General features: G+C 28.8%; 17 protein-coding genes. All 17 read left to right on the top strand.

Features of this window, described 5'->3' with window-relative positions; translation table 11 throughout:
- Positions 1 to 1316: 1316 nt before the first annotated feature.
- The 17 genes from I0K12_RS20825 (at position 1317) to I0K12_RS20745 (ending at position 17664) form a co-directional block, all read left to right on the top strand.
- On the top strand, positions 1317 to 2303 hold the full coding sequence (locus tag I0K12_RS20825) for a TOMM precursor leader peptide-binding protein (RefSeq protein ID WP_196890119.1): 987 nt from the start codon (positions 1317 to 1319) through the stop codon (positions 2301 to 2303).
- Positions 2304 to 2310: 7 nt separating this feature from the next.
- Positions 2311 to 3600, top strand: a complete 1290-nt coding sequence (locus I0K12_RS20820) for a YcaO-like family protein (RefSeq protein WP_196890118.1) — start codon at positions 2311 to 2313, stop codon at positions 3598 to 3600.
- Positions 3601 to 3808: 208 nt separating this feature from the next.
- On the top strand, positions 3809 to 4669 hold the full coding sequence (locus I0K12_RS20815; protein ID WP_196890117.1) for a SagB family peptide dehydrogenase: 861 nt from the start codon (positions 3809 to 3811) through the stop codon (positions 4667 to 4669).
- Positions 4670 to 4679: 10 nt separating this feature from the next.
- Positions 4680 to 5543, top strand: coding sequence for an ABC transporter ATP-binding protein (locus I0K12_RS20810; protein ID WP_196890116.1), 864 nt, complete (start codon positions 4680 to 4682; stop codon positions 5541 to 5543).
- Complete coding sequence (locus I0K12_RS20805; protein ID WP_196890115.1) at positions 5536 to 6249, top strand: ABC transporter permease; 714 nt, start codon at positions 5536 to 5538, stop codon at positions 6247 to 6249. The genes I0K12_RS20810 and I0K12_RS20805 overlap by 8 nt, the downstream gene beginning before the upstream one ends.
- Complete coding sequence (locus I0K12_RS20800; RefSeq protein ID WP_196890114.1) at positions 6249 to 6716, top strand: hypothetical protein; 468 nt, start codon at positions 6249 to 6251, stop codon at positions 6714 to 6716. The genes I0K12_RS20805 and I0K12_RS20800 overlap by 1 nt, the downstream gene beginning before the upstream one ends.
- Positions 6713 to 7525, top strand: coding sequence for a hypothetical protein (locus I0K12_RS20795; protein WP_231372824.1), 813 nt, complete (start codon positions 6713 to 6715; stop codon positions 7523 to 7525). Before I0K12_RS20800 ends, I0K12_RS20795 begins: the two co-directional genes overlap by 4 nt.
- Positions 7526 to 7597: 72 nt before the next feature.
- Positions 7598 to 9748 carry a TonB-dependent receptor plug domain-containing protein gene (locus I0K12_RS20790; protein ID WP_196890112.1) on the top strand — a complete coding sequence of 717 codons (2151 nt, stop codon included), beginning with the start codon at positions 7598 to 7600 and terminating at the stop codon, positions 9746 to 9748.
- Positions 9749 to 9908: 160 nt separating this feature from the next.
- A complete protein-coding gene (locus tag I0K12_RS20785) occupies positions 9909 to 10091 on the top strand; it encodes a hypothetical protein (RefSeq protein WP_196890111.1) in 183 nt (60 codons plus the stop codon).
- A gap of 141 nt (positions 10092 to 10232) precedes the next feature.
- Positions 10233 to 10574 (top strand): hypothetical protein, encoded by a 342-nt coding sequence (locus I0K12_RS20780; protein ID WP_196890110.1) that lies wholly within the window; start codon positions 10233 to 10235, stop codon positions 10572 to 10574.
- Positions 10575 to 10771: 197 nt separating this feature from the next.
- Entirely contained in the window at positions 10772 to 11902 is a 1131-nt protein-coding gene (locus I0K12_RS20775) for a T9SS type A sorting domain-containing protein (RefSeq protein WP_196890109.1), read from the top strand.
- A 222-nt stretch (positions 11903 to 12124) separates the two neighbouring features.
- Complete coding sequence (locus I0K12_RS20770) at positions 12125 to 12781, top strand: MIP/aquaporin family protein (RefSeq protein ID WP_196890108.1); 657 nt, start codon at positions 12125 to 12127, stop codon at positions 12779 to 12781.
- Positions 12782 to 13575: 794 nt separating this feature from the next.
- Positions 13576 to 14889, top strand: a complete 1314-nt coding sequence (xerA, locus tag I0K12_RS22185; protein ID WP_196890107.1) for a site-specific tyrosine recombinase/integron integrase — start codon at positions 13576 to 13578, stop codon at positions 14887 to 14889.
- Positions 14890 to 15014: 125 nt separating this feature from the next.
- Positions 15015 to 15263 (top strand): hypothetical protein, encoded by a 249-nt coding sequence (locus I0K12_RS20760; RefSeq protein WP_196890106.1) that lies wholly within the window; start codon positions 15015 to 15017, stop codon positions 15261 to 15263.
- 451 nt (positions 15264 to 15714) lie between these two features.
- The gene (locus I0K12_RS20755; protein ID WP_196890105.1) at positions 15715 to 16086 is read left to right on the top strand and encodes a hypothetical protein; all 372 of its coding nucleotides are present in this window, start codon (positions 15715 to 15717) and stop codon (positions 16084 to 16086) included.
- A gap of 18 nt (positions 16087 to 16104) precedes the next feature.
- Positions 16105 to 16557: an HAD family hydrolase gene (locus I0K12_RS20750; protein ID WP_196890104.1), complete on the top strand. Its 453-nt coding sequence runs from the start codon at positions 16105 to 16107 to the stop codon at positions 16555 to 16557.
- A gap of 120 nt (positions 16558 to 16677) precedes the next feature.
- Positions 16678 to 17664 carry a DUF2806 domain-containing protein gene (locus tag I0K12_RS20745; RefSeq protein WP_196890103.1) on the top strand — a complete coding sequence of 329 codons (987 nt, stop codon included), beginning with the start codon at positions 16678 to 16680 and terminating at the stop codon, positions 17662 to 17664.
- The last annotated feature ends 505 nt before the right edge of the window (positions 17665 to 18169 follow it).

Raw genomic sequence — 18169 nt, 5'->3', positions numbered from 1 at the left:
ATATTCAAAATATATAATACAAAAGCTAAAATAAGTTTAATCATTTAAATTCTAGAAATCATGAAAATTAATCAGTTAACAGAGAATGCGTTCGGAGGAGAAATGGTAGCTGCTGCTGGATGTTGTTGTTCATGTTGTTGTACATGTTGTTTTACAGTGAATGCTTAATCTAATTAAGTAAGATTTTTTAAAAGATAACGAAGACTAATAAATATAACCATTTAAATTCAAGAAAAATGAAAATTAATCAGTTAACAGAGAATGCATTCGGAGGAGAAATGGTAGCTGCTGCTGGATGTTGTTGTTCATGTTGTTGTACTTGTTGTTTCACAGTGAATGCATAATCTTGAATAACATAGAAAGTTGAATTAATTATAAAACATTTAAAATTCTAGAAATCATGAAAATCAATCAGCTTACAGAAAATGCATTCGGAGGAGAAATGGTAGCTGCTGCAGGATGCTGTTGTTCATGTTGTTGTTCTTGCTGCTTTACAGTAAGTACTTAATATAAATAATAAAAAACATAATAGAACCATTTATATAATAGGCCTTATTCTTAATTGAATAAGGCTTTTTTTATTGTAATTGTCCAGTTACTATAAAATATGAAATGAAATGAAAAATACAAGAAAAACTTTTGAAATGTATTCAGAATAATGAATTGTGTATTAAATAGTTATTATTTAAAAAAATAATTAGTATAAAAAGTTAAAATAAAACGTATTATATAAAAATTAAGTAAAGCTTAAAATTTTACTGTTAAAAATTTGTGAAATAAATTGCATGATTCTAATTTTAAGTGTCCAAAAATTAAATAATTAGAAATTTATTTAAGACATGTTTTAGGGTTTTTAAATTTTGAAAACTCACAAGTTAAAAATTAATATTAACCATTTAAAATTTAGTAAAATGAAAATCAAGCAGCTTACAGAAATGCCATTTTCAAATGAGATGGTAGCAGCAGCAGGATGTTGTTGTTCTTGTTGTTGTTCTTGTTGTGTATCAGTTAATACATAACATTTAGGAGCAAAGTAAGTTTGTGTCCTAATATTAGGATACGTAAAAACTTTGGGCTTAACTCTTTATTAATCAATAAAGGGTTGGCCTTTTTTCAATTAACCCCAATAAATGAATTTACCAAAACTTTTCATTTAACCAATTAACAAAAACAAAACTCTTTATTCGTTAAATATAAATTATCAGTTTTTTAATTTAAATTTTTGTAAGAAGTTGAAAATCTTTTGATTAAATTTATAAGAATAAGGATTTCTAAAATAGTGTCATGCTATTTTAAAATAAAAAACATAAAGAATCATGTTAGAAAAGTTTGATATTTTCAAAGACACTGAGAACAATTGTTTTCAACTTAGAACCAAAACAGTATCTTATACATTAGATTTTGACGATCCTGAAAAGGAATCTATTTTTACTGAAACAGTAGATTTAGTTCAAGGAAATCCCAGAATAAGATTAGCATCTTTAAAAAAGAAACTTCAAAAAAAGTTTGATGATGCTAAAATATTAGAAGTTCTGACAAATCTAAAAGATTATCAATTGCTGAATTACCACTTGGTTTCAGAAATGAATAATCAATCAAAAAAAGATGCGAAACAAGATATTGCTGACTCACAAGACAGAATCAATCCTGAAAAAAACATACAACTAGGAATCATAGGAGGGAGCGACTTTTATGAATTACTAGTGAAGCAAGCAAAGAAAAATGATTTTAAGAAAGTTTATTCTGCAAATTATTCTTCTTTAAATACGGATGCAGCAATAGAGAAAATTGTAAGCCAATCGGATTTCATTTTAGTAGATGGAAATCAATGGAGTCCTTATCATATAGAAAGAATTAATGAAATTGCTTTGAAACTAAACAAACCTTGGTTGTATATCGGAGGTTTAGAGAATAATGTTTTCAAAATTGGTCCTTTGTTTTTCGGAAAAGAAACAGGATGCTATAACTGTTTAGCAAGTAGAGCAAAGAGTAATCATTCTTATCCGAGTTTCTTAAATGCTTATGAGAACTTTTTGAGAGAAAATAAAAAAGTAGGAATGCCAGACTCAATTCCTACAGTGGAATATTTCCATAATATTCTGATTCAAATAGCATTTCTAGAAGTTACAAAATTCTTCGAAAGTTGGTCTTTACCTGCTACTTGGAGAACTTATTTGTCAATCAATCCAATTGATTATTCGCAAACACAACATACTTTATTAAAAGTTCCATATTGTGAAGTTTGTAAACCAGAATTAAAATACAATCCAGCTCCTTGGTTGGAAGCAATTACCTTAAAATAGAAATAATATGAGTTTATCATCCTTAAACAATGGGTTTCATGCTATTTCTAATGATATAGGAATATTGAAACAAATTATAAAATTATCACGACTGAACGAAGATCCAAATCTGATTAGTTATGGAATTGTTCCTTGTAATACTTTGTATTTGAATGGAGAAAACTTCGGAGGAAAAGGTTCTGGTTGTGGATATTCTTGGGAACCTGCAATTCTTGGAACAATTGGGGAAACTTTAGAACGTTATGCTCCAGCTTTTCATAATAAAGAAGAATCTATCTTTGGTTCTTATGCAAGTTTAAAGAAAAAAGCGATTCATCCGAGTGAGTTTGCATTGTTTCACGACAAGCAATTTGAAGATGAAAGATTTAAAATTAAAAAATTCGATGAAAATGTAGAAGTTTCTTGGTATCCAACTTTAGATTTGACTACAGGAGAAGAAGCTTATATTCCTGGACAATTTATTTATATTCCTTTTACGGATGATAAAAATTATCTAACAGGATCAAATTCTACAGGTTTATCAGCACATACCAATTATCATGAAGCGATTCTTGGAGGGTTGTATGAATCTTTAGAGAGAGATAGTTTTACAATTACTTGGTATCAAAATATTACGCCACCAAAAATTAAAATTTCAGCAGATATTCGAAAGTTTATAGATGATCATCATACAGCAAAATATGAATGGCATTTTTTCGATGTAACTTATGATTTGAAAACACCAACAGTACTTGGAATTTGTATTGGTGAAGCAGAATTTGGAAAGTTTTTAGCAATTGGTTCTGCGTCTCGTCAGACTTATGGTGAGGCAACTCGAAAAGTGGTGCAAGAAATTGATCAAGCTGTTCCATATTTCCGTCATTTATTAGATAAATTTAAAAAATGGGATCCAGATGATGATTACATCCATCTTTTAGATTTTGACAAACACGCAATTTTTTATACAAAGAGACCAGATTTATGGCATGTGTTTGATAATTGGAGAAATGCAATTCCAACAAAAGATATAGATTTTAATCAAAAACGAACACGAGATACCGTTTCTGAGATTCGATATATTGTCCAAAACCTAAAAGATAAAGGTTATAATGTTTTGGTAAAAGATGTAACAACTCCAGATTTGAGACAATTAGGGTTTTATAGTTTAAAAACTTTTGTACCTCAATTGATTCAGCTTGCTGGGGCTTATCCAATTTATTTCTTGGGAGGAAAACGACTTTATGAAGTTCCGAAAAAAATGGGTTATAAATCACACTCATATGACGAATTGAATAAATATCCACATCCATTCCCATAATAGTTATTTTCATATTGATTGAACTCGTTTAAACTGTTTTACCAAAACAAGGAGTTTCATCTGATGATTATTGATGGTGAAGGGAAAAATTTTCAGCATAGCCTTAGCTATGGTTAAAAATTTTCACAAGCCAGTAATGATAATGCTTGAAACGAATTTTGAGTTAAAAAGTTTAAATGAATTCATTAACTAATTAAATACAATTAAAATGAATCTAAAAGAAATAAAAGAAAAATACGATGCTTTGGATAATTCGATGTATGGTGCAAAAAACATTGTGGATTCATTAGCAATGTTATACCATGAAAATTCGAAGTTCAACACACATTCGATGCGAAAACAGGGAGAGAAAATTTATGCTTTCAGTAATCCTTATATTTTCGCTAGATCTAGTCAACCTTTCAAGTGTTATCCAAATGCAGAACGAATAGATTTGTCTGTTTATCAACAAGAACTTCCAGAGATTGATATGTTTAAAATCATGCGAGAAAGACGCAGTTTGAGAACTTACAATCCAGAATATAAATTATCTTTAAATGAGTTAAATATTATTCTACATCAAAGTTATGGTGTACAAGAATGGTCAGCGCCAATTGGTTCTGAAAATGAAGGGAAATTTGGTTTAAGAAATGTACCTTCAGGAGGAGGTTTGTATCCTTTGGAAATGTATGTAGTAGTTTTAAATGCACATATTCCAAGTGGATTGTATCATTTTAGACCAGATCAGCAATCTTTAGAAATTTTAAAAGAAGGTGAATTTGCACAAGAATTATTAAATATGATTCAAGCAGAGCCTTATGTAAAACTAGGAGAAGCTTCCGCTGTTGTAATTACAACTGGAATAATCGAGCGTGTTATTATGAAATATGGAGATAGAGGTTATCGATTTTTGATGCAAGAATCAGGTTTTGTAGGGATGCAAGTTAGTTTAATTACAGAAGGAATTGGTTTAGGATCTTGTATGCTTGGAGGATATAATGATGATTTTTTAAATGAATTTCTAGGAATTGATGGCGTTTTTGAAACTGTAAATAATGTAATTACCATCGGAGGAAAACCAAAATCATAAAGCTTAAGATATGAAAGATATAATAGTTAAAAATATTTCATACAAAGTTCATGGGAAAGAGATTCTCCATGATATTAGCTTTGAAATTAATGAACAAGAATCTTTTGCTTTGCTTGGAGAAAATGGAGCTGGAAAATCGACATTGATAGATATTATTTTAGATAATTTATCACCTTCCAAAGGTTCCGTTTACTTTTTTGAACAAGAGCAAAAAGATTTTAAAGATATCGGGATAATTCATGATCACCTTCCATTGTTTGCACTTTTAAAAACTTGGGAAGTTGTGGATTATTTCTGTAGTATTTACGGAACTTCTTTTCAAGCAGTAAAAGAAAAATATTTTGATATTCTCGATATTCATAAAATTAAAAATAGTTTTATAAAAGAATTATCACAAGGGGAGAAGAAGCGAGTTTCAGTTTTATTGACTGTAATGCACGATCCAAAAGTTGTAATTATGGATGAGCCTTTTGCTAATTTAGATCCAACCGTGATTGATAAAATTTGGACCATAGTAAAAGGACAAAATAGAACTTTATTTTTCTCCACACACAATTGGAAAGATGCAGAATTTTTTGCAGATAAAATTGCATTTATTCATAATGGAAAAATTGTGATGGAACCAGATTCTCCAAAAAACTATTTGAATATGCTACCTCAACCACAAAAAATAATTGTGGAATACGCCGAAGATATAGAAAAATCATTGAATGATATTCCTTTTTATGTTCATGATAAACATATTTATATTTTTTATGACAAACAGGAGTCTTTGATGAAAACGATAAATTCTTTCACGAATAATTATTCTATCACAAAGGTAGATTTAAAGGATGTTTTCTTGTATTTCACTAAATCTAAAAATCATGTTTAAAATTCTTTTCAAATCGACATATTATCAGTTTCTGATTTATTTAAGAATGAAACAAGCAGTGTTTTTTTCTTTAGCATTTCCAGTTTTTCTACTAGTGATTTTCGGGAAATTTTGGGGAGCGGATAGTCCAGAATATATTTATTTTTTAATGACTGGAGTGATAGGAATGACAATAGCCAGCGACGGAATGTTCGCTATCGGACCTGTAATTAAAGAATATTATGAAAATGGTTTGATTAAATATATGCGTAAAATGCCTTTCAATATTTTGTGGCACTTTATGGGATTAATTTTAAGTCGAATCATTTCTTTATTTATAACCGTAATTGTAGTTTGCCTGACAGCGTATTTTGTTTTCGGACTCACCCTCACAGGTGAACAAATATTGAATTTGATTTATGGTGTCTTCATAGGATTATTTGTATTTGCATTCCTTGGTTTATCTGTTTCATTTATTAGTATTTCGAATCTTTCAGATAAAGGATTGACGAATATTATTTACTTCGGAGTTCTTTTTACCAGTAATGCTTTTTATCCAGTTTATGAATTCAATAAAAGCATCAGTGCAGTAGGAGATATGTTACCATTAAATCCGATTCTTGATATTATTCGACATGCAAATTTTCACTATGTACTTATCTTTTGGATTATAATTCCACCAGTACTTTTCTCTTTCTTGTTTAAGAGAGTAAAATTTACAAGATAATGGAAGTTTTGTATACCATATTATGTTTATTCAGTCTAATCATTATACACGAATTAGGTCACGTTATTAGTGCCCTAATTCTAAATTTAAAGATTACAAAAATTGGATTTCAATGGATTCCATATCCACATGCTTATGTAAAAATAAAATGGCCAGAATCAAAAACGAAAGCACTGATTTATTTGCTTGCAGGAAGTTTTATGACCATAGTTTTACTAGCTATTTCTTTAATCAATAATTTCTTTGGATTGGAAGCTTTAGCGCTAGCATTTTTTATACAATTAATTATAGAATTCAATCCTTTTTATTCTGACTTTACAATAATAAGAGCAATATTTTCAGAAAGAAGTACAAATCAAGAAACACACGCCGCATTGATGAAAGAGCAACTTTTTACACCACTTTGGTATGTACATTTTGTTGCTTGGGTATTTTTAATTTTTCAACTTAAAAAACTTTTAATATGAGACTATTTTTGATAATGATAGTATGTTTTTTGCAAGTTAATTGTGCAAATTCATCCAACACAGATACGAAAGAAAAACCAAAAGCTCAGGTTGAGGTAAGTAAAGAAGATTTTTCAGTAGATTTTAAAGATAATTTACTAGAAGATATTCAGCAAAAGATTATGGATGCTTTTGTGAGTTCTGTTATTGCAAAAAATCCAAAAGCTTTAACGGAATTAGAAACGAAACTAGAAGATTTATATAAAGACAAAAAACAAGATTTAATTCTTTATTGGATTGGTTATTTAGATTATTATAAATCTATTTATTACTACGAGTTGAAGCAATCAAGGCTTTCAGAAGAGGCCGTAACAGATGGAATTAATAAAATAAAACAAATTAAAAATAAGAATACAGAATATTATGCAATTTTAGGTTTATTAGAAAATTTTTCACTGCAATATGCGAGAGGAATGAACGCCATGACACTTTCTAAAAGTGTAAAAGAAAATGCGGATATGGCAATGAATTTAGATGCTAATAATGTTCGTGCTTACTATGTTGCTGCTGTAAATGATTATTACACACCAGTTGATTTTGGAGGAAAAAAGAAAGCAGAGAAATTACTTCTAAAAGCAATTTCACTTCCTGCACAAAAAGTAAAAAATAATTACATGCCTTCTTGGGGGAAAGAAGAATCTTATGAGCTTTTGATTAAGTTTTATTTGAATTCTGGAAACAAAGAAAAAGCAAAAGAAATTTACCAAAAAGGAATTAAGGAATACCCAGATAGTTATCTTTTAAAAGAACTTGCTTCAAAATTGATTTAATTTTTAAGAAAAAAACTAGATTTTTTATAAGAAAACATTCCTAATTTTAAGTAAACCAAACTTGAATATAAAATGAAAAAGGTTGTTTTGTTCTGTTTTACGATATTTTTTTCAGTTTCATTATTTTCACAAGAAATGGTGAAAGGAACTGTAAAAGATGCTAATAATGAACCAATTTTTGCAGCAGATGTTTTTTGGAAAAACGAGCCAACTAAAGGAACTACTACAGATTTTGATGGAAATTTTGAATTAAATGTTCTTCAAAATTCGGATACATTGGTTGTTTCTTTTTTAGGATATCAAACAAAATATATTCCTGTAAATACAGAGGCTATTCCAGAAAATATCAATGTTGTTTTGAGCGAAGATGTGGAAACATTACAAGAAATTGAAATTCAGGCAAAGCAACCTATCTCAAAAAAGTTTTCAGTTTTAAAGTTGAAAAAATCGGATATTTATTTAAGTCCAAATGCAGACAACGATCCACTGAAAGCTATTACAAATTTACCTTATTCTACAAACACAGAAGAATCTGCAAATCCAACACTTCGTGGAAGTGATCCTGATCGTTCTAGAATTGTTTTAAATGGAGTTCCAGTATATCGTCCTGTACGAAATAGTCAGTTAAATGGTATCGGAAACTTTAGTTTATTCAATAGTGAAATTATTCATGATCAATATGTTTATGCAAGTAATCCGCCTTTGACTTATGGAAATACTACAGCTGGTTTGGTTTCTATTCAAACGCAAGATGAATTAGAAAAAAATACCGTGCAAATTGCTGCTGGTTTGGCAAGTGTTGGAGGATTTATTTCACAAAGGTTAAGTAAAGAGACTTTCTTTCAGATTTATGGAAATTATCAGTTTCCTGATGCTTATCTGGACGTAAACAAAAAAAGTACTGAACAAATAAAGAGTTTTCATACAAAAGATATTGGTTTAAATTTTCATGCTAAAATTGCTAAAGATGTAAAGTTTAATTCATTCACATATGTAATTGATGAAGACTTTGATGTAGATGATTTTCAATTTGGATACTCTGGAAGTTCTACAGCTTCTAAGAAAAGACTTTTTACGGTAAATAATTTTTCTTTTTTCAATGATAAAGGAGTAACAAGTGTAAATTCTGGATATAACACAAGTAATTCAGATTACCAATATGGAAATATTGATAGTAAATTAGATATTAAACAATTTTTTCTTTCTATAAATTATCGAACAATTGGTTTGGATAATTTTTCTCTAAAAACAGGAATTGATTATGATTATAGTTTGAATAAATTTTATGGAGATGTTCCTGTTTATTATTATGCGATTGCACCAGATTCACCAAGTGAAAATATTAATAACAAAATCACAAATGCAATCATCGAACCTTATTTATATCTAAATATTGATTTAAGTAAAACTTTTTCTTTCGGAAGTGGTATTCGTACAAACTTCAAAACACAATCGCAAAAACAATATGTAAGTTACCAAGGAAGTTTAAAAACTTCATTGAATTCCAAAAACTCTATTTTGTTGAGTGGAGGACATTATAATAGTTATCAAACACCAGATTATTATAACCAACATTTTAACCTTCTGAAAAGTGATCAGTATGCAGTAGATTATACTTTTGATGGAAAGATGACTTATTTGAATCTAGGATTTTATTATAAAGACGAAAGTGGAGATGTAACTACTCCAGATGATTTTGTAATTTCTGAAACAAAAACTTTCGGTATCGAACTGTATTTTAAACAAGACATCGGGAAATATTTTAATTTCTCTATTTCTAATACTTTTTTAGATCAAAAAGTAACGATAGGAGATAAGGAATATAAAAGTAGTGACGATTTGGATTATTTTGTAAAAACTTCTATTCAATATACGCATCCAAAAGTTTTTAATCTATCATTAAATTATGTGACACGCCCAGGGAATTATTATACGAATGTAGATAGAGCAGAATTCGATAGGAGTGCGAATGCTTTTAAACCAATTTATCAAAATGATATTAACGGAAGTCAGTTTGATAGTTATAATAATTTAAGTTTGAATATCAATCGTTATTTTGCTTTTAAAGGAAATGGTTTGATACTTTATGGAGTTGTCAATAATATTTTGGATACCGATAATCAATTCAGAGCTGCATATACCGCAGATTATTCGCAAAGATTTTTTACAAGTTACCAGAAAAGAAGTTTTTATTTTGGTGCAGTTTTACAATTGAATCATTAGAAATTACCATATTTGATTTTATCTAAAAATATACAGATTGTCAAGTTCCCCTCTTGAGAGGGGCAAGGGGTGTGTTTAAGATTAAGCGAAATTTCTAGATAAGATTAAATAAGATTTTGTTTTAAAAAAACGATACTTTTAATTTTAATAATAAAATTATATGGAATTAGAAGTTTTAGAATTGATATTAAAAACAGAAACGGATAAAGTAAAATATGATACTTTATATAGTTTAAAAGAAGAGCAGTTTAATGATGAGGTATTTAAATTGTTAGTTTCACTTTTAGACTTTTCAAATGATGACAAAGATATTTTTTTAGTTTTATTTTTTATCATTAATTAGTTTTCTGAAAAATTAAAAAATGCAGATGAGGATTTAATCACTAAAATTTATGGCTTATTATTTAGTAATGACAGACCAGTTGTTGATAGAACGATTTGGGCTTTAAGTTTAATAGGAAATAAAGCTCTGGATAAATTGCTTTTGGAATATGAAACAAAAAATACCAAAGAGAAAATTAAAATAATTCATGCAATAGGTAGAAGTAATTTTAGTGAAAGAAGTCGAGATAAACTTGATTTTTTATTAAAAAATTTAAATTCAAATGAAAAAGAAATTCGATTTACTTCTATGTGTGAATTAATATCAAATACTAGACTTGATGAAACAAATATTTGGAATAAAGTAAATGATGATTCCATAAATTTAGAAGAAATTCATCAATTAATTCTTCCTATAGCAAAAGAATTTGAGAATTCTCAAGATGACTTTTTTAGAAATATTTCTAAAAATTTTATCGAAAATACTACTAATTACTCTTTATAATAGATTTTTCCAATTACAATCTGAAAGATATTATTTATTAATTTAACTAAAATTAACATAAGTGTTGATTTAAAATTTATATAAAAAGTGTTTTGATGAAAAATGTATAATAATTAACATAAAATTATTAATAAGTTAAATAATATAATTTTTTCCATGTAATTTTGCCAACGAAAACAAAGTAAAAAACCCCAATTATGAAAAAAATTACACTTATTGCCTCTTTATTTTTTACATCATTAGTAGCTACAGCGCAGGTTACCGTAGGAGAAGGTACAGGAATTGATCAACATACACCGATTAATCCTTATTATAATTACACTTATACACAAAGTATCTATTTAGCATCAGAAATTAATGCATCAGGAGATATTACAGGTATTAGTTATTATTTTGATTTAAGTGGAATCAATCCAAAATTAGATAAATCAAATCAATGGGATGTTTGGATTGGTCATACTTCAAAATCTTCTTTTGAATCTAAATCTGATTGGATTCCTATGACATCAGACATGCAAAAATTTACTGGAGAAATTTCACATGAAGATGGAGTAGTAACAATTACTTTCTCTGAACCATTTGCTTATAATGGAACAGATAATATTGTAATTGCTGTTGATGAAAATAAAATAGGATTTAATAGTACTCAAGATGCTTTCTTTAATCATGAAGTAGAGGCGGAGAGAAGTATTTATAAAATTTCTTCTGATATAAATATCAATAACGAAAGTTTACCAGAAGCTACAAACCGTGATGTTTGGGTACCAAATATTACATTCTTAGGAATTACAGGAGAAGCTACAGATGAATGTGTAGTACCAACTGAATTAATGGCTGAAAATATTACAAATACGCAAGCAGATATTAAATGGACAGCAGAAGGAGAGGATAATTTCGAGATTATCGTTATTCCTGCAACAGAAGAAATGCCAGAAGAAGGAGTAGTTACTTCTACAAATCCTCATACTGCAATGGATCTAACAGCAAATACAGAATATAAAGTTTATGTTAGAACAGTGTGTGAAGGAGATGAAAAGAGTGAATGGTCAGAAATGTACACTTTTACTACAGCAAACTTAAGTATTGAAGATAATATCATCGAAGGTTTAAGAGTTTTCCCAAACCCAGCATCAGATGTGTTATCTATTTCAGCAAAAGAAATTTTATTAAAAGTGGAAGTATTTAATACTTTAGGACAAAAAGTTTTAGAAAACGATTTCCAAAATACGGATGTAAAACTGAATTTACAAAATATCGAAAAAGGAAGCTATACTATTAAATTAACTACTGAAAAAACAGCAAGTTCATTCAGAATCGTTAAGAAATAATTTCTAGTTCATTTTTGTATATAAAGATTTATTTTAGATAACTTTATTAATAAATAATAAAATTAATTGAGATTAATTGTCAGAAATCTTGAGCTTATTTAAAATTGTATCAAAAAAATTTAAACAGGCTCTTAAATGTTAAGAAAGGGTTACGAATCAAAGTAACCCTTTTTTTGTATTACAATCTATCGTAATATTGCAATATTATAATACGAATTAAAAGTGAAAACGTACATTGCCGAATTTCTTGGAACTTTTGCCCTTGTTTTTTGCGGGACAGGAGCAATTGTTATAAACGACGTAACAAACGGAATTATCGGTCATTCTGGTATTGCAATAACATTTGGTTTAATTGTGGCTGTTGTAATATATATGTTCGGAAGTATTTCCGACGCGCATATCAATCCTGCTGTAACGCTAAGTTTAGCTCTAGGAAAACAGTTCGATAAAAAGAAGGTGTTTCCATACGTTATAGCGCAATTATCAGGTGGTTTTCTAGCATCAATACTCATGGCATTTTTATTTAAGCATGAAAATCTTGGAGCAACATTACCAAGAAGCACAGAAATGCAATCTTTTGTAATTGAGTTTATTTTGACATTCTTATTGATGCTAGTGATTCTTTTTGTGAGTAACAAGAAAGATATAAGTCATTTTACGGGGTTTGCTGTTGGTGCAACAGTTTTACTTGAGGCAATGTTCGCTGGTCCAATTACAGGGGCTTCTATGAATCCAGCACGTTCTATAGCTCCTGCAATTGTTTCCGGAAATATTACCAGTCTTTGGGTATATATTTTCGCTACTACTTTTGGTGCAGTTCTCGCCACCTTTACCTGGAAATATCTTTTCCACGAAGAAAAAACAGTTGCAACAAACTAAAATACTTCTTATTTAATTTTACATATAGTTAAACAGATTGTCAAGTTCCCCTCTTGAGAGGGGTTAGGGGTGTGTTTAAGATTAAATAAAATTCTTCATAAGATTTTACGACATAATGTCTATTCTTCCAATATTTTTGGGCGAAACCATTTTTCTTCGTTTTTAGAAACTCAGAAAAAGGTCGGGCTTTCCGTTCCAAGTTTTGCTTTTTAAAAAAAGAAATTCTACGTCATACGTGGGCTTCCGTTGGTCGCCTCCGTTTCCTAGATTTTCTAATTTTTGAAAAACAAAAGCTTTCCACTACAATCCCTTTCGCAAGGAAATACATTACTAATTTCTGAAGCTCTCATTGGTGCCTGAAGCTCTCGAAGGCACTCGAACTAAGTTTTACTGTAAAGGTGCCTGAGCGGAGTCGAAGGCCAATTCTTATTTCCTCATGGTCTTCTGAAGCTAAAAATTCCTTTTTGTAAAAATAAATGGATTAGATAAATGTAAAGTCGGTGTCATTCCTCAAAGTGTCTGAGTAGTTCCTCATAGTGGATTTGTCGTAAATGCAAGTGTCGGAGTGATAAAAACATATAGACTATAAGTAAATTTTATACTAAAACTCTTTTTCAGTAAAGAAAAACTATACGTTCCTGTTATCCTTAATTATTAGAGGTGAAAGCGGAATTAGTCAAAATTTTAGTTCCGTTTATCCCTTGATAATGGGATTAAAAGTGTAGTGGGTTTATTTAATTGATTTTTAGTTATTTATTTGTTTTTAAAATGTATATATTCAATCAAAAAATAAGATGATTAAATATAAAACCATTGACTATCAGGATGTAAAAATGTTTTCAATTCAAATTCCTTTTGAAAAAAAATGGACGATTTTGCTCAAGTCAAAACCTAAAACATTTTGGAATCCAGATTTAAAATGCTGGCTAATGCCTTATTCACAAGAGAATAAAGAGTTTTTAACATCCTTAACGGATATCGTAAGCACAAGTTCAACAAAACTAAAAACCGCTATTTTTTATATTTTAAAAGGGAATAAACTTAGATTTTCGTGTTATCCAACGCCAAAAGGAATTGAATATATAAAATCATTAGGCTATTATCATTATGATTCAACTTCTAAACAATGGACAATTCCATATCATGAAAATATCAAAAACCGATTAAATGAAATTCTAGCAACAACTTATGAAATTACTTACATCGATCAACGAATAATAAAAGAGAAACCTACTTCCATTAAAAAAGAATTGCTAGTAGAACATTTAAGAGAATGTCCACAAGAGATGAAAAACAGATTAATAGAGATGCGATATAGTGCTTCTACAATAAAATCTTATACAAGTGTTTTTTCTACTTTTTTGAGTTATTACCATCAATATCAACCAAAAGAAATTACTTCTGAAATGATTCGTTCCTATTTACGTTATCTTATTCAAGAAAAAGAAATAAGCGAATCATATCAGAATATTGTTATCAATGCGATTAAATTCTACTATGAAAAAGTATTAGGAGGAAAGCAAACTACTTATTTTATAGAACGTCCACGGAAATCAAGATCACTTCCAGAAGTTTTATCAGAAACAGAGATCATTAAATTATTAAAAGGAATTCAAAATTTAAAACACAAAGCAATTGTGTCCTTATTGTATAGTACGGGTATGCGTTTAGGGGAACTATTATCTTTAAGAATAAAGGATGTTGATTTTGAAAAAAACAGAATTCACATTAAAAATGCTAAAGGGAAAAAAGATCGTTATGTTCCATTATCAAAAAGAGTGAAAATAGTAATTAAAATCTATTTAGATAATTATTTTCCAGAGCAATATGTATTTGAAGGAGTAAAAGGTGGAGTCTATTCAAGTACAAGTGTTCAGAAGTTGGTGAAACGTTATGCTAAAAACGCAGGAATTGAAAAAAACGTTACTCCTCATAAATTACGTCATTCTTTTGCAACTCATCTATTAGAAAAAGGAGTAGCTATTCGTTATATCCAGCATATTTTAGGACATGAAAGTAGTAAGACAACAGAAATTTATACACATATTACAACTGTTGGTTTGGAGAAAATAAAAAATCCAATCGATGATTTTGATTTTAGTGATTAAAGGTATAAATTGCAGCAAAATATTGCGATATCTATATGTTTTAAATGAAATTGAAGCCATAGATATAATGGAAATAAACGGAATTCTGTTTATACGCAAGTTGTAACACATTTTAATAAAAAAATATGGAAGTTTATAATTTATCTAATAGAAATGAATTAATTGCAGTAATTGAAGAATTAGATTCTATAAGAGTTCCATTAGAAAAGTTAAAAGAAAAATCAGGAATTGAAATTGATGAGTATGGAACAAGTAGATTATATCTGGATCATATTAAATTTATAATTTCTTGTGGAGTACAATCAAACCAATGGAAAGAAATTTTTGAAATAGCAATTAAAGAGAAATGTGGATTACTAATAATTGGGGATTAATATTAAAAATTATCGTATTTATTATTTCGATTTTAAATTCAGCTTTTATAATATTTATAAACGATTTATTTGCTTTTGACAATTTTGATTCCAATTTAAAATCATTATTAAGGTATATATGCTTTTTCGTAATTTTTATAAGTAGTTGGATAATTTTTATTTATGAAAAAATTGGAGTGAAAATATTGTTAACAACACAAATTGTAATTGCTTTAATAATTACAATTTTGATAATCTATTATCATTATTTCGTAATGTATAGACAAATATATTATTCAGATTATAAAATTGCATATTCAGGATTAATTTTAGAATCAATATTAATTTGTATAATATTATATTTGAGAAGAAAAAAAAGAACGTGTTACAACAAAGTGTAAATTTCACTTTTTGCCGCAGGCGCAACACAAAAAGCGAAACTTACACAAACCGTTGTAGCACATAAAAAATAATGGAACATTTATCAATATATTGTGAATTGAGTTTAATTGAATTTTGTAATAAATTAAAAAATATTATGAATATTTCAGAATTTATGTTCAATATGGAAAATGAAACTGAGTGGGGAGAGAGTGATAATGAATTTATAAAAATTAATGTTAGTAGACCTTTCAAAGTTGGAATGCTTCAAGAATGGGATAGTACAGTGCCCGCCAAATGTAATTTCGGTATAACAATATTAGATGGAATAAAAGATGTTGAAGAGATTAAAAATATATGTCAATTGATAGCAAATGAATTTAATTCATCAATATATTATCATAGGAGTTGGGTTAGTCCAGGAGTAAATATTAAACGAAATATTCAAATTCAACCCTATTAAAAAGAATTTAGTTTATAAATGATTGTAAGTTTTGACTTAGATAATACCTTAATTCCTTATTCTAACGAATTTGAAGTAGAAAATGAAAAATTATTAGGTAAAATAATTGGAGCTGAAAAAATTAGAAAAGGAACAATTAAATTATTCCATAAAATTGAAAAAAAGAATTGTGAAATATGGATTTACACAACTTCGTTTAGAAGTAAATTAAAAATAAAAAAGACATTTGCAATTTACGGATTGAGACCAACGAAAATAATAAATGGAGAATTAAATAATAAAACCTTAGAATTGAAAAAATGTAAAGCTTCCAAAAACCCCAATTTATTTGGGATAAACTTACATATTGACGATTTAAAAGGTGTTGCAGAAGAAGGAGAAAAGTATAAATTCGAGACTTTAATAATTGAACCAGAAGAATTAAATTGGACGGAAAAAATATTGAATAGAATTGAGGATCTAAGGTTATAGTAAAATAAAACGTGCTACAACAAAGTGTAAATTTCACTTTTTGCCGCAGGCGCAACACAAAAAGCGAAACTTACACAAACCGTTGGCGAGCATTTAAAATAAAGATAAGCATTGGATAATATGGAAATAAAAGATTTAACAGGTTTGAGCGAACCTCTAAAAAAATTGATTGAAGTTGTTTCAAATGGTGTTGGAGCATTAACAAAACCATATTTGATTCGAAAAACCGCTGATGCAAAAGCGTATGAAATTGGAGTAATTGCTGAGTCAATAAAGGAAAACCAAGAAAACCTAAAAGAGATTGGTTACACCGAAGAGAAGTTGAGTTTAATGTCTCTTGACACCGAGTCAATTAAAAATGAATTAACAATTGAACAGAGGACAAAAAACAGGCTTGATTTTAAAGAACAGCGTAGACAAGAAAATATTGAGAGTATTACACAAAATGCGGCTCGAAACCTAGAAGCAGAAGCCTCAGTTTCTGAAGACCCAGTTGACGAAGACTGGACTTCTAGATTCTTTAATTATGCTGAAGATATTTCCAATGAAGACATGCAAGAATTATGGGGGCAAATACTTGCAGGTGAAATAAAACAACCTAATTCCTATTCATTACGAACTCTTGAATTATTAAGAAACTTAACGAAAGAAGAAGCTCAAACTTTTACCAAAGCAGCAAATTTTGTTATTAGTTCTAACAACAGCCCTTTTCTGTTTAAGGGTAATGACAATAAAACTTTATCTAAATATGGTTTTACATTTGAAGATCAATTGTTGTTAACTGAAATTGGCATATTACAAGCAGAAGCAAACATTACAAGAAATTTAAAAGGTGATATGACGGTGTATTTTGAATCTGGAAAGTACATTATCAAAACTATTAAAAATTCGGATGTTTCAGATCACGGCATACCAATATTTAGATTTTCAAAAATAGGAGTTGAGTTATTGAATCTATTATCACCAACTGTAAATGATGATTATATAAAAGATTTTTTCTTTTCATTGATTGATGCTAAAATTGATACTGAATATGCATTTATTTTATCAAAAGATAAAGGTCAAATTCGACATACTCAGCCTTGGATGAAATTCAAAAAAGAATAAATAACGACACGCCAACAAAGGCTATAAAATCATAGCTGCCCTGCGGGACAGCTACGCTTCATAGCCAAATCGTTAACTGCAATAAGATAAATTATTTTAAAGATTTTGATCATCTTTGTGTAGAGAAAAACTCGGCTTTGTGAAAAGAGAAAATTCAGCTTTGTGAAAATAGAAAACTCAGTATTTTGGGTATAAAAAAAGAAACTGAGTTTGAGAGAAAGACAAAAAGAAGTTGAATTTTCGAAAAATTAAAGTTGAAAATTCACGAGAAAATAAAAACAAAAAATCGGCTGGAATGGAGGGTTTCTCAAAAAAGAGAAACTCATCCTTGTGAAAATAAAGAAAAAAACTAGCCTTTCGAAATAGAAAAATAACAGCAGTTAATCGAGTAGGTGGACGTGAACAATAAATTCACGTTGCACCTCTCACACCACCGTACGTACGGGTCTCGTATACGGCGGTTCAATAATGAAACTATTTCTTGTAATAGGTTGCCATTTCGATA

The sequence above is a fragment of the Aureivirga sp. CE67 genome (genome assembly GCF_015767245.1).
Classification (GTDB): Bacteria; Bacteroidota; Bacteroidia; order Flavobacteriales; family Flavobacteriaceae; genus Aureivirga.
The sequence above is the reverse complement of the archived record's forward strand: the minus strand, read 5'-3'. Positions and strand labels throughout refer to the sequence as shown.

Coding starts and splice junctions, on each gene's coding strand:
- I0K12_RS20825 (WP_196890119.1), top strand. CDS start 1,317: ATGTTAGAAAAGTTTGATATTTTCAAAGACACTGAGAACAATTGTTTT.
- I0K12_RS20820 (WP_196890118.1), top strand. CDS start 2,311: ATGAGTTTATCATCCTTAAACAATGGGTTTCATGCTATTTCTAATGAT.
- I0K12_RS20815 (WP_196890117.1), top strand. CDS start 3,809: ATGAATCTAAAAGAAATAAAAGAAAAATACGATGCTTTGGATAATTCG.
- I0K12_RS20810 (WP_196890116.1), top strand. CDS start 4,680: ATGAAAGATATAATAGTTAAAAATATTTCATACAAAGTTCATGGGAAA.
- I0K12_RS20805 (WP_196890115.1), top strand. CDS start 5,536: ATGTTTAAAATTCTTTTCAAATCGACATATTATCAGTTTCTGATTTAT.
- I0K12_RS20800 (WP_196890114.1), top strand. CDS start 6,249: ATGGAAGTTTTGTATACCATATTATGTTTATTCAGTCTAATCATTATA.
- I0K12_RS20795 (WP_231372824.1), top strand. CDS start 6,713: ATGAGACTATTTTTGATAATGATAGTATGTTTTTTGCAAGTTAATTGT.
- I0K12_RS20790 (WP_196890112.1), top strand. CDS start 7,598: ATGAAAAAGGTTGTTTTGTTCTGTTTTACGATATTTTTTTCAGTTTCA.
- I0K12_RS20785 (WP_196890111.1), top strand. CDS start 9,909: ATGGAATTAGAAGTTTTAGAATTGATATTAAAAACAGAAACGGATAAA.
- I0K12_RS20775 (WP_196890109.1), top strand. CDS start 10,772: ATGAAAAAAATTACACTTATTGCCTCTTTATTTTTTACATCATTAGTA.
- xerA (WP_196890107.1), top strand. CDS start 13,576: ATGATTAAATATAAAACCATTGACTATCAGGATGTAAAAATGTTTTCA.
- I0K12_RS20760 (WP_196890106.1), top strand. CDS start 15,015: ATGGAAGTTTATAATTTATCTAATAGAAATGAATTAATTGCAGTAATT.
- I0K12_RS20755 (WP_196890105.1), top strand. CDS start 15,715: ATGGAACATTTATCAATATATTGTGAATTGAGTTTAATTGAATTTTGT.
- I0K12_RS20750 (WP_196890104.1), top strand. CDS start 16,105: ATGATTGTAAGTTTTGACTTAGATAATACCTTAATTCCTTATTCTAAC.
- I0K12_RS20745 (WP_196890103.1), top strand. CDS start 16,678: ATGGAAATAAAAGATTTAACAGGTTTGAGCGAACCTCTAAAAAAATTG.